At 58.5% G+C, this 15,759-nt stretch carries 20 protein-coding genes and 1 other annotated feature; of the genes, 16 read left to right on the top strand and 4 right to left on the bottom strand.

Annotation, left to right across the window (positions count from 1 at the left end; all coding sequences use genetic code 11):
• Positions 1-17 precede the first annotated feature (17 nt).
• The 3 genes from NFS22_RS13890 to NFS22_RS13880 are packed head-to-tail and all read right to left on the bottom strand — an operon-like array spanning position 18 to position 1,231.
• Entirely contained in the window at positions 18-464 is a 447-nt protein-coding gene (locus tag NFS22_RS13890) for a hypothetical protein (protein ID WP_251318353.1), read from the bottom strand.
• Complete coding sequence (locus NFS22_RS13885; RefSeq protein ID WP_251318352.1) at positions 461-856, bottom strand: hypothetical protein; 396 nt, start codon at positions 854-856, stop codon at positions 461-463. Before NFS22_RS13885 ends, NFS22_RS13890 begins: the two co-directional genes overlap by 4 nt.
• 15 nt (positions 857-871) lie before the next feature.
• Positions 872-1,231 (bottom strand): PadR family transcriptional regulator, encoded by a 360-nt coding sequence (locus tag NFS22_RS13880; protein WP_251318351.1) that lies wholly within the window; start codon positions 1,229-1,231, stop codon positions 872-874.
• A 227-nt stretch (positions 1,232-1,458) separates the two neighbouring features.
• On the opposite strand from NFS22_RS13880, the gene NFS22_RS13875 reads away from it, so the two are divergent.
• From NFS22_RS13875 to ilvC, 10 genes are all read left to right on the top strand, one after another.
• Positions 1,459-1,932: a hypothetical protein gene (locus NFS22_RS13875; RefSeq protein WP_251318350.1), complete on the top strand. Its 474-nt coding sequence runs from the start codon at positions 1,459-1,461 to the stop codon at positions 1,930-1,932.
• A 96-nt stretch (positions 1,933-2,028) separates the two neighbouring features.
• Complete coding sequence (locus tag NFS22_RS13870) at positions 2,029-2,571, top strand: hypothetical protein (protein ID WP_251318349.1); 543 nt, start codon at positions 2,029-2,031, stop codon at positions 2,569-2,571.
• A gap of 185 nt (positions 2,572-2,756) precedes the next feature.
• Positions 2,757-2,985 (top strand) — a binding site (T-box leader).
• A gap of 39 nt (positions 2,986-3,024) precedes the next feature.
• Entirely contained in the window at positions 3,025-4,653 is a 1,629-nt protein-coding gene (gene ilvB / locus NFS22_RS13865) for a biosynthetic-type acetolactate synthase large subunit (protein WP_251318348.1), read from the top strand.
• A 12-nt stretch (positions 4,654-4,665) separates the two neighbouring features.
• The gene (ilvN, locus tag NFS22_RS13860; RefSeq protein ID WP_251318347.1) at positions 4,666-5,151 is read left to right on the top strand and encodes an acetolactate synthase small subunit; all 486 of its coding nucleotides are present in this window, start codon (positions 4,666-4,668) and stop codon (positions 5,149-5,151) included.
• A 5-nt stretch (positions 5,152-5,156) separates the two neighbouring features.
• Positions 5,157-5,666 (top strand): GNAT family N-acetyltransferase, encoded by a 510-nt coding sequence (locus NFS22_RS13855; protein ID WP_251318379.1) that lies wholly within the window; start codon positions 5,157-5,159, stop codon positions 5,664-5,666.
• 24 nt (positions 5,667-5,690) lie between these two features.
• Positions 5,691-6,062, top strand: coding sequence for a hypothetical protein (locus NFS22_RS13850; RefSeq protein WP_251318346.1), 372 nt, complete (start codon positions 5,691-5,693; stop codon positions 6,060-6,062).
• 25 nt (positions 6,063-6,087) lie between these two features.
• Positions 6,088-6,579, top strand: coding sequence for a YfbM family protein (locus NFS22_RS13845; RefSeq protein ID WP_251318345.1), 492 nt, complete (start codon positions 6,088-6,090; stop codon positions 6,577-6,579).
• Positions 6,580-6,815: 236 nt separating this feature from the next.
• Positions 6,816-8,519, top strand: coding sequence for a biosynthetic-type acetolactate synthase large subunit (gene ilvB / locus NFS22_RS13840; RefSeq protein WP_251318344.1), 1,704 nt, complete (start codon positions 6,816-6,818; stop codon positions 8,517-8,519).
• A gap of 13 nt (positions 8,520-8,532) precedes the next feature.
• On the top strand, positions 8,533-9,099 hold the full coding sequence (gene ilvN, locus NFS22_RS13835) for an acetolactate synthase small subunit (protein ID WP_251318343.1): 567 nt from the start codon (positions 8,533-8,535) through the stop codon (positions 9,097-9,099).
• Positions 9,080-10,099, top strand: a complete 1,020-nt coding sequence (gene ilvC / locus NFS22_RS13830; RefSeq protein ID WP_251318342.1) for a ketol-acid reductoisomerase — start codon at positions 9,080-9,082, stop codon at positions 10,097-10,099. The genes ilvN (NFS22_RS13835) and ilvC overlap by 20 nt, the downstream gene beginning before the upstream one ends.
• Before the next feature lie 367 nt (positions 10,100-10,466).
• Here the strand turns inward: ilvC and NFS22_RS13825 are convergent, their stop codons facing one another.
• Positions 10,467-10,688 carry a helix-turn-helix domain-containing protein gene (locus NFS22_RS13825; protein WP_251318341.1) on the bottom strand — a complete coding sequence of 74 codons (222 nt, stop codon included), beginning with the start codon at positions 10,686-10,688 and terminating at the stop codon, positions 10,467-10,469.
• Between the two features lie 82 nt (positions 10,689-10,770).
• Between NFS22_RS13825 and NFS22_RS13820 the strand changes: the two genes are divergently transcribed.
• The 6 genes from NFS22_RS13820 (at position 10,771) to NFS22_RS13795 (ending at position 15,717) form a co-directional block, all read left to right on the top strand.
• Complete coding sequence (locus NFS22_RS13820) at positions 10,771-11,025, top strand: hypothetical protein (RefSeq protein WP_251318340.1); 255 nt, start codon at positions 10,771-10,773, stop codon at positions 11,023-11,025.
• A gap of 113 nt (positions 11,026-11,138) precedes the next feature.
• Entirely contained in the window at positions 11,139-11,978 is an 840-nt protein-coding gene (locus NFS22_RS13815; protein WP_251318339.1) for a fumarate hydratase, read from the top strand.
• 1 nt (position 11,979) lies between these two features.
• Positions 11,980-12,627 (top strand): hypothetical protein, encoded by a 648-nt coding sequence (locus tag NFS22_RS13810; RefSeq protein WP_251318338.1) that lies wholly within the window; start codon positions 11,980-11,982, stop codon positions 12,625-12,627.
• A gap of 104 nt (positions 12,628-12,731) precedes the next feature.
• Entirely contained in the window at positions 12,732-13,289 is a 558-nt protein-coding gene (locus tag NFS22_RS13805; RefSeq protein WP_251318337.1) for a Fe-S-containing hydro-lyase, read from the top strand.
• Positions 13,290-13,303: 14 nt separating this feature from the next.
• Positions 13,304-14,449: a hypothetical protein gene (locus tag NFS22_RS13800; protein ID WP_251318336.1), complete on the top strand. Its 1,146-nt coding sequence runs from the start codon at positions 13,304-13,306 to the stop codon at positions 14,447-14,449.
• The gene (locus NFS22_RS13795; protein ID WP_251318335.1) at positions 14,446-15,717 is read left to right on the top strand and encodes a hypothetical protein; all 1,272 of its coding nucleotides are present in this window, start codon (positions 14,446-14,448) and stop codon (positions 15,715-15,717) included. The genes NFS22_RS13800 and NFS22_RS13795 overlap by 4 nt, the downstream gene beginning before the upstream one ends.
• Positions 15,718-15,759 lie beyond the last annotated feature (42 nt).

Raw genomic sequence — 15,759 nt, 5'->3', positions numbered from 1 at the left:
GGGGCGGTCTTGTGTGTTCAGCTGATTTGCCCCGTGGGGGAGCAGGTTAAGGAGATGTTGACGGAATGACTGCCATGTAATAAATGGCTCAACTTGCCGCTGAGAGAGGCAGTTCCGCCTGATTGTGAAATTTTTTCACTGCCATAAGACCAGCCGCTATATGTAGTATGCGAACTGCTGGTTTTTGAAACCCAAGCGGTTTCTCCATCATAACCAAAAGTAGCTGATAGTGTTACATCGGCTATCACATTGCCACTATATTTCACTGAAAGCGTTTTATCTGCGGCTCTTGCATTGCTGCGAGTGGGCAAATCATAGAGAATGGTTGTGGTCACAATCTCAAAATCACCAAATTTACTATAAGTTACCTCAGTGCTCTGATAATCATTCGGTGTTGCATGGACGGCTGGAATCATTAGCCCCGCCATTAAAGCAAGGGCTAAAAGAAACGATAATTTTTTCATTGCATTCCCTCCGTGAATTCTGAATAAATGACAATGGTTTCAGTTGCTTCTATGTTGTCTGATACGCTCCAAAGATGGATACACCAAGAGCCAATACAGATTATTGAAACGACTAAAGCTATAAGACAGCTGTTCAAAATGAGTTTTTTCCACTTATGATAACGCTCCAATATCTTGGGGTCCAGGGTCTCCAAAAACCCTTGGGCCAATTCCTGGGGGGCTCCCAAGTAGGCTTCCAGCTCTTGTGGAGTAGCATCTGGTTTGCCCTGCATAAAGTCCTCCGCCATACGCCGGGTATGGGTCAAAAAGTGCCTGCGAAAGGGTTTTGGGCAGTCCAGCAACCGCTTCAGGCTTTGGAAATAGCCTGACATCCACATGTTAACGCTTTCCACACTGCTCACCCCCTCTCACTCCAACTCCAGAACCCGGGCCAGGGCGGCGGTATAGCGCAGGTAGCCTTTAAGCAGCTCATCCAGATAGGCGGCCCCTGCGTCGGTAATGGTAAAGTAGATGCGGGTACGGTTATCCGCGCTGATTTCCTTGCTGTGCTCCCGGATATACCCGTTCTCCTCCAGGCGGTAGATGGACAGGTACACCGTGTTAAACACAATGTCCCCCCCGCTCCGCCTGTCAATGTCCGCCATGATCTGATAAGCATACATCGGCTTTTGGCGTAAAAGATGCAGGACCATCAGCTCTGTGGTGGCCTTTTTTAACGAGGTCTGGATGTTTATGGGATTTCCGCTGCTTTTTTTTCGTTTTTCCATATCAAATAGTTCCTTGTACACCCCTGAGGAAGGGGTAACTTAATTATATCTAAGATTATCTGTTTGTCAAGTATAATTTTTAATGATAAATATATTTTTATTGACATATGATATATTCCGTGCTATACTCCAAATTGTCCAGGCGGTCTGCCCCAGAGGGGAGGAATCGGTTATGAGTTAGCAATCCACATTTCCTATCAAAATAAAACAATAAAAGGAGAAAAATTATGAAACGCTTTGTATCTATGGCATTGGCCACTGTGATGTCCCTTTGCCTTGCTGTTCCCGCTTTTGCCGCGGAGGCTATCCCCGACTGCGCTGTGGAGGCCGTTCCTGCGGTGACTGCCGGGGAAGAAGTGATTATGCCCCGGGTTTCTCTTCTGACCCAGAACCTGGACGCTACCAACACCGCGAAATCCTCTAAGGTCACCGCCAATGCGGAGGACGGAGATTATATCCGTTTCTACTACAAAAACGACACTGCCTCCAGATGTACCGTCTATCTCATGATGGAAGACGGGGATTCATGGGAAGTGGCCAGCAGTATGCGAATCGACAAAAATGGTGAGAAGCATTCTGTATTCTACATTGCCGGTGCGGGATCCAAAACCTATTATATCAAAGTTGAAAATACTGAGGATGGCGGTGCTGTTTTGGGGACGGTATCTTTGGCGCAATATACAAAGCATCCCGAGCTTTAAACAGAATATCTACTCCATACGTTTTACAGATGATGCCGCCCCCCGTAGGGGCGGTATCATCAATTATTGAAAATTGCTCTGACAAGGAGAAAAATTATGAAACGCTTTGTATCAATGGCCCTGGCTGTTGTAATGGCAATTTCGGTGATGAGCAGCTCTGCTCTGGCAGCGCCGTCAATGCGCTATTCGCCCAGCCCCGACTCCATTTCCCACAATGAAGTCCGCTGCGGGGTGTTGTCCAATGGCATTCGGTATGAGATTGCGCCGATGACATTGGAGGAAATTGAGGCGATGTACAGTGAAATCAGTACATATTCCTATTCGCACACCCAAAATTATCAGGTTCCCATTGCCAACGCAGCTGGAACCAATGGAGTACAGCTGGGGCATGATTTTGTAATTTCGCCCGATACAACCGTTGTGGTTTCTGTTGGAAATCTGCCTTCGACGATGCCCACCGTTAATATCGGCCTGGCCAATAAAAACGGAATGTGGCAGGATTGGGCTCCCAATGTCAGCAGCAACGAAAAGGTGACATTTACATTTGTCGAGGGCGATGCGGTGTATACTTATCAAGCAAAAGCCAGCACCTCAGAAGTAAATTCCAAAATTGCCCGTTTCACCATTGAAACAGAGTGAGAAGCTGTATTTAGGTGTTCTACACCTGTGAATATAGCTTTTAATAACCGAGCTCCTGGCGGGGTTATTTCGCCAGGGGCTGTTTGCGTCTTACGGAGGAGTCTGCTGGGAAAAAGGCGGAAGAAAATCCAAAAAAGGGAATTGACAAATGGAGTTTGATGGGGTAAGATAATGAGCAATCATCCACAAAAGCGATGACCGGGACAGTAGGTTTGTCCGAAAGCCGCAGAGAGGGCGCGGCTGGTGTAAGCGCCCGCGAAGGACTTTGCCGAACGTCACCCGCGAGCAGTCCGGCTGAACCGCCCACAGGCGCAGTAAACCGGAACGGCTGCCCTCCGTTAGCGGGGCGTTGAGCGCATGGCGGATTTGCCATGAATTTAGGTGGTACCACGGAGTTACAGCTTCGTCCTATTGGTTAGGACGGAGCTTTTTGTTTTTGGAGGTGACGTTTACATGAACGGAGCGCAGGCGCTGATTGAGAGCTTAAAACGGGAGGGTGTGACCCATATGTTCGGCTACGCCGGGGCCACCATCTGCCCGGCGGTGGACGCGCTGAAGGATGTGCCGGAGATTGGCTACACCCTGGTGCGGACGGAGCAGAACGCGGGGCACATGGCTTCGGGCTATGCCCGGGTGAGCGGCAAGGTGGGGGTGTGCATGGTCACCTCCGGCCCGGGGGCCACCAACCTGATTACCGGCATTGCCACCGCCTATATGGACTCCATCCCCATGGTGGCCATCACCGGCCAGGTGCCCAGCCACCTGCTGGGCCGGGACATTTTTCAGGAGGTGGATATCACCGGCGCGGTAGCCCCCTTCTCCAAGCACAGCTATCTGGTCAAGGACCCCAACCAGATCCCCCGGGTGGTCCGGGAGGCCTTCCATATCGCCTCCACCGGCCGCCCCGGTCCGGTGCTGATCGATATCCCCATCGACGTGCAGGAGCAGCAGCTGAAAGCCTTCGACTGGCCAGAGACAGTAAGCATCCGGGGCTATAAGCCCAGCGTGAAGGGCAACGATTTGCAGATCAAGCGGGTGGCGGAGGCCATTGGAAAGGCCAGACAGCCCATTATCTGCGCCGGCGGAGGCGTGTGGCTGGCTGACGCCCAAAAGGAGCTGCTGGAGCTGGCAGAGGGGACGGGCATCCCGGTGGTGAAGACTATGATGGGCATCTCCGTCATGCCCACAGACCACCCCCTGAACATGGGGATGATTGGCGCCCACGGCAACCACTGCGCCAACAAGGCGCTGGCCAAGTCTGACCTGCTGATTATGGTGGGCACCCGGGCCGCCGACCGGGCCATCATCCAGCCCGACGAAATCCAGCGCCGGATGGCCACCATCCATATCGACGTGGACCCGGCGGAGATTGGAAAAAATATGCAGGCCGCTGTCCCCCTGGTGGGGGATGTGAAGGTCATCCTGCGGCAGATTCTGGACTTGGGCGTCCAGGCCCCCGACTGCACCCAGTGGCGGGCCCAGCTGGCCGACTACCGCAGGGCGGAGCTGAGCCGTCAGTTCCCCAGCCGTCCCGGTTCCGTTTTCCCCGGCACCGTCATGCGCAAGCTGGGGGCCCGGCTGGACAGTGACGCGGTGGTGTGCGCCGACGTGGGCCAAAACCAGATTTTTACCTGCAAATACCTGCCCCAGAAGCACGGCCGGCTGCTCACCAGCGGCGGCCTGGGCACCATGGGCTACGCTCTGCCTGCCGGGGTGGGGGTGAAGGTGGCCCAGCCGGACAGGCAGACTGTTGTAGTCTGCGGCGACGGCTCCTTCCAGATGGCCATGAACGAGCTGGCCGCTGTGAAGTATGCCAATATGGACTTGAAAATCCTTTTGTTCCGCAACAACACTTTGGGGTTGGTCCACCAGATTCAGAGCCGTCCCCCCTACCACGGCCCTTTCGGGGTGTCGCTGGACGGCTCCCCTGACTTTGAGACTATCGCCGCCGCCTACGCAATCCCCTGCGTTACCGTCTGCGAGGAGGAGGAGCTGGACGCCTCCATTGACCGGTTCCTGACAGAAAAAGGCCCCTGCCTGATGATCTGCCAGGTCCACCCCGACGTGTCCACCACCGATTAAAGGAGGGAGAAGATGAAACAGACCATTTCCGTTCTGGTGGAGAACCAGGCCGGCGTGCTCAACCGCATCACCGGGCTGTTCTCCCGCCGGGCCTTTAATATCGACTCTCTGGCTGTGGGAGTCACCGACGACCCCACCATATCCCGGATCACCATCATTGTGGACAGCGGCAACAGCGTGGTGGAGCAGGTGGAAAAGCAGCTGAACAAGCTCATTGAGGTCATCAAGGTGCGCACTATCCCGGAGGATAAGATGATTGGCCGGGAGCTGGTGCTGCTGAAGGTAAACGCCACCAACAAGACCCGGCAGGATATTATGACCATCTGCGACATTATGGGGGCCAAGGTGTCCGACATCTCCCCCAACTCCATGACCCTGGAGCTGTCCGACACCCCTGACCGCATCGACACCTTCGAGGCCATGCTCCGGCCCTTCTCCATCCTGGAGGTGGTCCGTACCGGCGTAATCGCACTGCAAAAGGGCGGGGGGAAAATATAGTGGCAATCATCATTCGGCAGGAAGCTCCGGCGGACTATGCCGCTGTATATGACTTGGTGAAGGAGGCCTTCGCCTCCGTGGAGCACGCGGACGGGAACGAGCAGGACTTGGTCAACGCCCTGCGAGCTGGGGACGCCTTTCTCCCGGAGCTGTCTCTGGTGGCGGAGCTGGACGGTAAGCTGGCGGGACACATCCTGTTTACACGGGCAAAGGTGGGGGCGGACGAGGTCCTTGTCCTGGCCCCCCTGTCGGTCAGGCCAGAATACCATCGCAGGGGCCTGGGGACCGCGCTGATTCGTGAGGGCCATAAGATTGCGGTCAGTTTGGGTTTTCCATATTCCCTGGTCTTGGGAAGCGAGACATACTACCCCAGAATAGGGTATATCCCGGCGGAGCGGCTGGGCGTCACTGTCCCGGATGGCATCCCCTCCGCAAATTTTATGGCCATCCAGCTGCGGGAGGACGCGGCCCCGATTTCAGGGACTGTCACCTATCCAAAAGAATTTGGACTGTAGAATCACAGGAGGACGGCGAGAGCAATGCGGCGCTGGTGGAAAAAGCCCCGGAAAATCACAGTCGGGGCGGCGGTTTACCGCTATACCCTGGCGGACTATCCCCAATACCAGGAGCTGCGGGTCTTCCGGGAGGACAGCAAGCAGCCCGTCTTCCGTCTGCGGCTGACCTGGCCGGAGTGCTGGGCCGTCGACCTGTTCCGGCCCAAGGCGGTGGCCTATGTCATCGGCTGGTATGAGGGCAGCGGGCGCGAAACGCTGGACGTGCCCTGCCTGCAAGCGGAGCCTGCCCTGCTGGAAGGGCTTCTGGACCTCTTTTTCACCCCGGAGGAGCAGAAACCGCGGGAGTGGTTTTTGGAGCGGATTCAAGTGTCCCCGCCGCCTTTCCGGTGGGAATAGTAATCAATGTAAGGAGGATTCTGATATGGGCTGTCTTGGCGGCTTTCGGGCCATTACCAAGGAAGAGCTGGACAAGCTGCGCTCCGTCCCCCGGGCGGACCGGTTGCCGGACTATCTGGATGAGATGGAACAGGAGGACTCCTGCGACCTGGACAAGGCCTGGGATGCCATTCACCGGGCCTTGACCAACGGAAAGCTGGAGTACGGCGATAAAAATTCCCCCGGCTGCTGGGTCGTTCTGGGCGGCGAGGTCCTCCGGGGCAGCCAGGAGGGCGAGGAGGACTATATTGTCACCTGCAAATCCCCCAATCAGGTAAAGCAGGTCTTTCAGTTCCTGGCCGCCCTGACCCGGAAGAAATTCCGGAAACTTTACTTTGCTATCGACCCCGAAGAGTACGGCTTTGAGCTGAGCGAGGAAGATTTTGAATACACCTGGTATTATCTGTCGGATTCAATTCCATTCTGGAAAAGCGCGGCGGAAAAGGAACTTTGGGTCCTGTTTGACGTGGACCAATAAAGAAAGCTGGCTGGTCCGAACCTAAAAGGCTCCTTTTTGAAAGGAGCTGTCAGCCGTAAGGCTGACTGAGGATTACGTTCGCGAAGCGAACATAGGAAGTAAACAAGTGTTTGGAAACCTGGAATATTTCATACATTTTGGCTGCGCCAAAATACAATCCTCTGTCACGGCTTCGCCGTGCCACCTCCTTTCAAAAGGAGGCTTACGAGAGAGTTGAACTGAAGGAGGCTGAGAGCTTGAAAATCAGAGCGACCGCGGCCATCATGGAGTGCCTGCTGGAGCAGGAGGTGGACACCGTCTTCGGATATCCCGGCGGGACCATCCTGAATCTCTATGACGAGCTGTATAATTATAAGGATAAAATCCACCACGTTTTGACCGCCCACGAGCAGGGCGCGTCCCACGCCGCCGACGGCTACGCCCGGTCCACCGGCAAGGTGGGGGTGTGCTTTGCCACTAGCGGTCCCGGGGCCACCAATCTGGTCACCGGCATTGCCACCGCCTATATGGACTCCTCACCTATCGTCTTCATCACCTGCAACGTCACCGAGCAGACCCTGGGCAAGGACGCATTCCAGGAGGTGGACATCACCGGTATTGCCATGCCCATCACCAAGGCGGCCTACCTGGTTAGGGATGCCCAGACCATCCCCGACGTGATGCGCCAGGCCTTTGCCGTTGCGGCCACCGGACGGCCCGGGCCGGTGCTGATCGACTTTGTGAAAAACGTCACCTTCCCCACTGTGGAGATCGACTACGAGTTTGTCCCCTGGACCGAGAACCGGAAGTGCGGAAGCCTGCGTTCCCTGGCCGGCAGCCACGACCTGAAGGCCCCCGAGCCCAACCTTGGGGACATCAACACCCTGGTGGACATGATCGCCCAGGCGGAGAAGCCCCTGCTCATCTGCGGCGGCGGTGTGGTCCGGGGGAGGGCCCACAACGAGTTTCGGGCCTTTGCCGAGCGGCTGGACGCCCCGGTGGCCATTACCGTCATGGGCGGAGGCGGCTTCCCCGGCGGGCACCCCCTCACCGCCGGTATGATCGGCATGCACGGCTCCCAGGCCAGCAACGTGGCCTGCAACGAGTGCGACCTTTTAATCGCGGTAGGCTGCCGGTTCTCCGACCGGGTGGCTCTCCAGCCCGACACCTTTGCCAGCCAGGCCAAGATTGTCCACATTGATATTGACCGGTCTGAGATCGACAAAAATGTTCTCACCGACCACCACATTATCGGCTCCGCCAAGCGGGTGCTGGAGCTGCTGAACCAGCGCCTGCCCCAGTACAGCCACCCCCACTGGAAGGAGCACATCCTCCCCCTGCGGGAGCCCTCCGTTCCCAGACAGAGCGAGAGCCTGACCCCCAAGCAGGTGCTGGAGACCATCCGCCGTCTGGCCCCTCAGAACGCCATTGTGGCCACCGACGTGGGCCAGCATCAGATGTGGTCCATCCAGCACTTCCACTTCGACTACCCCGGCCAGCTGCTTACCTCCGGCGGCTTTGGCACCATGGGCTTCGGCCTGGGGGCGGCTATCGGGGCCAAGGTGGGCAACCCGGACAAGGTGGTAATCCACACCACCGGCGACGGCTGCTTCCGCATGAACTGCCACGAGCTGGCCACCGTGGAGCACTACAATCTGCCCATCATCACCGTGGTGTTCAACAACGGCACGCTGGGCATGGTGCGGCAGTGGCAGAATCTGATCTACAACAAGCGCTTTTCCGAAACCACCCTGGACCGGGGCCCCGACTTTGTCAAGCTGGCTGAGGCCTACGGCCTTAAGGGCTTTCGGGCCACCACCATGGCGGAGATGGAGACAGCCTTCCAGGCCGCTCTGGAGGCGGGCCAGGGCTGCGTGATCGACTGCGTGCTGGACATGGACGAGATGGTCCGCCCCATGGTGGCCGGCGGCGCCCACATCACGGATTTTCTGTTAAAGTAAGGGGGCGCAAGGGATGAAACGTGAATTTGACACCCAAAAGAAAGAATATACCCTGTGTATTCTGGCCGACGATACCCCTGGCGTATTGAGCCAGGTAGCCCGGCTGTTCTCCCGGAAGGGGTATAACATTGAGTCCATTGTCACCGGTGAGAGCGACCGCCCCCACACCGCCCGGCTGGCCATCAGCATCATGGGCGACGAACTGATGATCGACCAGATTGCCGCCCAGTGCCGCAAGCTGATCTGCGTCCAGGCGGTGAAGGTGTTGGATGAGGCCAGCTCCATCCGGCGGGAGGTGGCGCTGATTAAGGTCCGGGCGGCTGACCGCAACGCCCGGGACGAAGTGATTCAAATGGCCAATATTTTCCGGGCCAACATCATTGATGTAAGCCGGGAGACCCTCACAGTGGCCACCTTCGGTGACAAGGAGAAGACGGCCGCGCTGATCGGAATGCTGGCTGACTTTGGCATTCTGGAAATTACAAAAACGGGTACCATCGCCATCGAAAGAGGGCGCAGCACCATATATGACGACAACAAATTGAAGGAGGAATACAACTATGGCAAAAATGTACTATGAGAAGGACTGTGACATCAACTATCTGGACGGCAAGAAGATCACCATCATTGGCTACGGCTCCCAGGGCCACGCCCACGCCATGAACCTGAAGGACTCTGGCTGCGACGTGTGCGTGGGCCTGCGGGAGGGCTCCAAGAACTGGGCCGCCGCCGAAAAGGCCGGATTGAAGGTCATGACCGTCCCTGAGGCCGCCAAGTGGGGCGACATTGTGATGATCCTTATCAACGACGAGGTCCAGGCCGACGTATACAAGAAGGATATCGCCCCCAACCTGGTGCCCGGCAACATGCTGATGTTTGCCCACGGCTTTAACATCCACTTCAAGCAGATCGTTCCCCCCGCCGGTGTGGACGTGTCCATGATCGCCCCCAAGGGCCCCGGCCACACCGTCCGGAGCCAGTATGTGGCGGGCAAGGGCGTGCCCTGCCTGATCGCTGTGGAGCAGAATGCCACCGGCGACGCCTATAAGCTGGCTCTGGCCTACGCCGCCGGTATCGGCGGCGCCCGGGGCGGCGTGATGGAGACCACCTTCCAGGATGAGACCGAGACCGACCTGTTCGGTGAGCAGGCCGTGCTGTGCGGCGGCGTGGTGGAGCTGATGAAGCTGGGCTTTGAGACCCTGGTGGAGGCGGGCTACGCCCCCGAGAACGCCTACTTTGAGTGCATCCACGAGATGAAGCTCATCATCGACCTCATCAACAAGGGCGGCGTGGCCATGATGAACTACTCCATCTCCGACACCGCTGAGTATGGCGAGTACGTCTCCGGCCCCCGCATCCTGCCCTATGAGGAGACCAAGAAGAACATGAAGGCCGTCCTCACCGACATCCAGGACGGCGTGTTCGCCGGCCGCTGGATTGCCGAGAACAAGAACGGCCGCACCTTCTTCAACGCCAAGCGCTCCCAGCTGGCCAAGCACCAGATGGAGACCGTGGGCGCCGAGCTGCGCAAGAACATGCTCTGGGGCGACGACACCGACCCCGATACCGCTTCCAACTAATGAAAAAACGGCCCCGCCTCCAAAACGGAGGCGGGGCCGCCCGCACCCTTGACAGTTTGCGTTGGATGTATTATACTGCAGGTGTGCAGGGCACTGCTGAGCTTCGGCGGTTTGGCCCGGCGCAGGAAATAAAAGAAACTTAGGTAAAGCCTAAGAAACCGTCACCTGGCGCAAGGTGGCGGTTTCACTTTACCTTGACTTGAACTGTTACGGTATACTTGCCGATATGAAATGTAACCGTCATAGTCACAGGCATGGGGCGTTCACCTCCTTTGCAGAGGTGTAACCAAACCGCCGCCGCTTTGCAAGCGTACCTTATTTGTCATGATTCAACAATGATCCCGCTATGCCAAGAGCACAGCGGGATTTATTTTTTGCTTCTTGGATATGGCTTTGGCTCGTCGGTCAGACCAGCCAGGTAATCCATGCTGGTATCCAGTGCCAGCGCAATTCGTTTGCACTGCTCAAAGGACATATTTCGCTTTCCAGTCTCAATTTTAGAGTAGTCGCTCTGGTCGATTCCGGTCAGCATTTGCATCTTAATTTGTGTAAAGCCTCTCTTTTTTCTCAATTTCAGCAGTTGAGACATAGTATCACCCATAAAAAGTATGTCAATTTGACCTATTGATATTAGGGTGATTTAGCCCTATAATATAAATGAGGTGATATTGATGCCAATGCCAATCGAAGAATCGCTGTATGCTCAAATCCTTGGGAAGGAATTGCTGTGCCATCTCGAAAACGAGGAAAGCAAGGTTTTGCAGCGCATCAGTGAGATTGACAGCAAGGCAGTGGAGATTCTGGAGGAAATCCGGGCTATTCTGAACGACGACACCTTAGATGACCCGGATTGTCTGGAGCGCGTTGACCAAATTGTCAGCTTATACCACAAAAACGATATCAGCACCAACCGGCATGATTGGTGACAGCGCGGCAGGGGGACCAACGGGTTCCTCTTTTTTATGCTGTTGTGCATTGAAAGCCGCGCTGTGCTATGGTAAAATAAAGTAGAAAAATTATAGGAAGGAAGTTTTGCGCCATGCGAACCATTTCCGCCGCTGACATCACCGCCGCCGTGGCCCGGCTGTGCGTCCAGGCCAATACCCGTTTGCCCATGGATGTGGACTGCGCCCTGGAGCGGGCGCATTGCACCGAGCCCTGGCCTTTGGCCCAGGAGACGCTGAACCTGCTCCGGCAAAACCAGGAACAGGCCCGGAAGCAAAAGCTGCCCATCTGTCAGGACACCGGTATGGCCTGCGTCTTTGTGGAGCTGGGCCAGGAGGTCCACATTGAGGGGGAGTTTGAAGCGGCTATCCACCAGGGGGTCCGCCAGGGCTACGGCGAGGGCTTTCTGCGCAAGTCCATTGTGGGCGACCCTCTGCGCCGGGTTAACACAGAGGATAATACCCCCGCCTCTATTACGGTGCGTATTGTCCCAGGGGACCAATGCGTCCTCACCGTGGCCCCCAAGGGCTTTGGCTCGGAGAATATGAGCCGCCTGGCCATGCTCAAGCCCGCCGACGGGGTGGAGGGCGTGAAGCGCTTTGTGGTGGAGACGGTGAAGCTGGCCGGACCCAACCCCTGCCCGCCCATTGTGCTGGGCGTGGGTATCGGCGGGTCCTTCGACAAGGTTGCCGCCCTGGCCAAGCACGCCCTTCTGCGCCCCCTGGACGAGGAAAATCCCGACCCCTTCTATGAGGCCCTGGAGGACGAACTGCTGGAGGAGATCAACGCCCTGGGGATTGGCCCCCAGGGCTTCGGCGGTAAGACCACCTGTCTGGGGGTGACCATTGAGACGGCCCCCACCCATGTGGCCGGACTGCCTGTGGCGGTGAATGTGAGCTGTCACGTCACCCGCCGGGCGACGGAGGTGCTGTGAGATGGCTGGATATATGGTCTATTGGCCCCAGGACCGATGGAAGGAAATTGAAAAGGCGAGAGATACCGGCCCAATCAAGGTGGTCTATGGCAGTATTCACTCTCGTATGCCAACTATCGCATCTATCAAGGTGGGGGATGTAGTTTTTCCGGTTACCTACATGCAAAAGCACCTGTATGTGCTGGCCCGCCTGCCCGTGACCCACCGGGAGCCCGCCTTTGACTACACCATGCGGGAGCTGGGAACCCGGCACGGCGCGCTGATCCCGGAAGGAATCGTGGAGGAGTCTCGAGATTGCCGCGGGGACATCTACTATTGGAGCTGGGACTGCAAGAGCTACCAGAATCTGGCTGCGGTGCCAGAGGGTATGCAGGTGATTCCCCTGTTGGAACAGGTGGAGAAGCCCCATCTGGAGCACCAGAACCCCTTCAACTGCTGTTCCCAGTGGGCAGTGTGGGGGGAGGAGGGCTCCTCCATTGAGCCCCGCCAGCTGCCCGACGAGGTGCTGGCTGAGCTGCGCTTCGGCTACCCGAAAAGCAAGGAAAAACCTCTGAAATTCACTGCAAACGGCAGCGTGCTGTCCAGCAGTCTGGCCGCCACCCGGCGGATGAGCGAGGAGACGTTCGCAATTTTTGAAAACATGTTTTGAACGTGTTCAGGGCGCGACGACCCGGCGCGACGAGCTCTACAAGGCCGGTCCATAGCGGCGCGCCGGGTCGTCGTGCCCTACATTTAAATTATGGAGGGATCTTCATGCAGCATAAGCTGACCACTCCCGTCACCCGGGAGGATCTGGCCCCGTTGAAGGCGGGGGATACCGTTTTGTTGTCCGGGATAGTGTACACCGCCCGGGACGCGGCACACAAGCGTATGATGGAGCTGCTGGATAAGGGGGAGGAGCTGCCCTTCCCGGTGGAGGGCTCGGCGCTGTACTACGTGGGCCCCACCCCGGAGCGGCCCGGGGAGGTGATCGGCTCCGCCGGGCCCACCACCAGCGGGCGGATGGATGCCTACTCCCCCCGGCTGCTGGACCTGGGCCAGGCTGTTATGATTGGCAAGGGGGCCCGGAACCAGGCCGTGAAGGAGGCAGCAGTCCGAAACGGAGCGGTCTACCTGGCCGCCCTGGGGGGAGCGGGGGCGCTGATGGCCGCCTGCGTCAAGGAGCTGGAGGTCATCTGCTGGGAGGACCTGGGCTGTGAGGCGGTGCGCCGGCTGAAGGTGGAGGACATGCCCCTCACCGTCATTCTGGACCCCCATGGCGGCGACCTGTACCACAGCGGCCCGGCGGCCTATTTGGACAGCCTGAACTGAAAGGAGCGTTTTCCATGGATGAGGAGCGTATGAGAGAATTGTCCCTGCCCCTGAACATAAAGCCCTTCCGGGTGCGGACGCAGGAGGCCTGGGCCGCGTTTCTGGCCGGGGAGGGGGAGCTGCGGGCCCTGATGGACCAGAAGGACCGGGGGGCCGTAAGCGGGCGGCTGGTGGAGCGGTGCGGCGAGCTGCTGACCCCCGCCTTTGCAAGTCCCTCCTTTGAGTTGGGTTACAACGGGGAGAAGTATGAGCTGATCCTCAGCCCCGAGGGGGACCGGGCCCGGCTGTTCCAGCTGGCCTATTTCCAGCAGCGGGTCCCCAGGGAGCTGCTGAAAAACTGGAATATCCTGGTGGGCCGTACCCGCTCCAAAAGCTACATCCTGCAAATGTTCGGACAGGATATCGCCCTGGAGGATGTTCGGGTGTGGGTGGAGAAGACGCAGGACAACGGCGTGGGACTGCGGCTGTGCTGCGAAAAGCTGGCCCCCCTGATGAAGGAGGACAGAAATCAGGTCTATCAACTGATGTGCATACTGCTGGACCAGGCGCTGGGAGAGCTGGCCGCCATGCGATATGTGGACTATCTGGACATTTTAGAGGTCCCCGAGGGGGGAGAGAGCATTCCGCTGAGCGAACTGGCCGGCTTTGTGGCCAGTGAGGTAGACCCGGAGGGCTGGCTCCAGGCCGGCGACCCGGGGCTGGCCTGCCAGCGGTACACCGCCTATGAGGGCAAACCCAGCGAAGAGGAGAACTGGGCCCTGCGTCAGGACATCTATGTGGGCGTAACCTGCTGTATCCCTATCATCAGTGCCTATTTCCAGGGGGAGGACTACTATATGGACCGCCTGTACCAGGACGGGGCGGTTCCCGGCTTCTTTTACTATCCCCTGGACAAGGTGGGCCGGAAGGAGATTTTAGACCTGCGGGATCAGCTGGAGGAGGCCATCCTGGGTCGGACGGGGGAGGGCGTGGTCACTTTCACCGGCGGGGCCACCGGTACCGCCTTTGGCTATCTGGATTTTATCGCCTGGGACCTGAAGGTACTGCTTGACGCCGCTGTAGAGGTCTTTGCCGGGGCTCCGGTGTCCTGGGCCAGCTTTCATACCTTCCGCAGGGACGCCTGGGGAATTGGTCTGAAACAGGAGGAAGAGAACGTATGAGCATCGGGCTTCAATTTGCCGGCAAGATAGACCGGCCGGAGGCGCTGCTGGAGGCGGCAAAAATCCTGGCGGATGAACGCAATTACCATCTGGCCGGGGGAGAGGGCGGCCTGAAAATTGTTCTGTGCCCGCTGGGAGGGGAGCTGAACATTCTGTGGCGGCCTGAGGAGAACCCCGCCGGACCCTGGCTGGTACGGGGCGGGTGCATGTCTACCCCCGCCGGGGCGGGACTGCACCGGGCGGCGGTGGAGCTGGTGGATAATCTGCCCATCCGCTCCCTGGTGGTGGAGGATGAGACCGGCTTTTACCGCCACCGGGACTTTCAGCGCATGAAGGAGGAGCACTTCTACCCCTGGCTGCGCACCCTGGTGGATGTGTGCCGCAGGGAGAGCGGCAAGGGTGTGTCCGGCATGCAGCTGTGCTGGGACCTGGAGCAGTACGCCCCTGAGGACATTCCCGACACGGTGGTTACCCCCATGGGCCGCTTCCGCCTGTCTGAGCTGGTGAGGCTGACGGAGGTGGGGGGCGTGGAGGCTCTGGCCAGCCGCTTTTTCCTCTGGAACGGGCGGACCCATGACGCCTGCTTCTTCCGCAACCGGGCCATCAACGCCCTGTGGGAGGCATGCTGTTTTGCCCCCTCCACCCGCAGTCTGGAGGATACCGCCGTCAACGGCGCCATCCTGGACGATCTGGAGCGGGCGGCCAAGCTGGACCCCAGCCTGCCCCTGCCCCGCGGAGCTTATCGGGAGGTGTGCGCCCTGGCGGAGCGGGAACCGGCGCTGCCAGAGGGCCCCGAGCTGGAGGAGGAGTTTGCCCCCGGCTACCGCAAGGGGCCTGTGACTCACGCGGTGGGGGTGCTGAGGCTCACCCTGCCCGGCGCCTGGCTCTACAGCTGGGAGCGGTGGGAAAACGGCGGCGGCGCCCACCTGTGGAGCGGCGGCGAAGACGACCCTGTATGGCGGGTGAGCGCTTACCGCATGCGGGAGGGGGACGCCCGCTTCACCGATAACCTGGCCACCCTCAACGGGGTGGAGGGTATGGAACTGAAAGGGGGCGCCCTGCGCTGGGGCTGGAAGGAGATCTGGGAGGGGGGCGAACGGCTCTATCAGGCCCAGTGCGAGGTGATTGCCGGCCCCTTCCTCTATGTGCTCACCGCCACCTGCACCGCCCCGGGCGACCTGGGCCAGGTGGCCCAGACCATTGGGCGCATCTGCGTAGTCAGCAGCACCGCCCGGAAAGAGACCATACAGGCAAGCAAGGAGCTGTGAGAATAGAAAAAGGGCGGCCGCAGGCCGCCCCTGCAAATTGGT

This window comes from Flintibacter muris, from assembly GCF_943192995.1.
In the GTDB taxonomy this organism is placed as follows: domain Bacteria; phylum Bacillota; class Clostridia; order Oscillospirales; family Oscillospiraceae; genus Lawsonibacter; species Lawsonibacter muris.
This window is presented reverse-complemented; position numbering and strand designations above follow the sequence as displayed.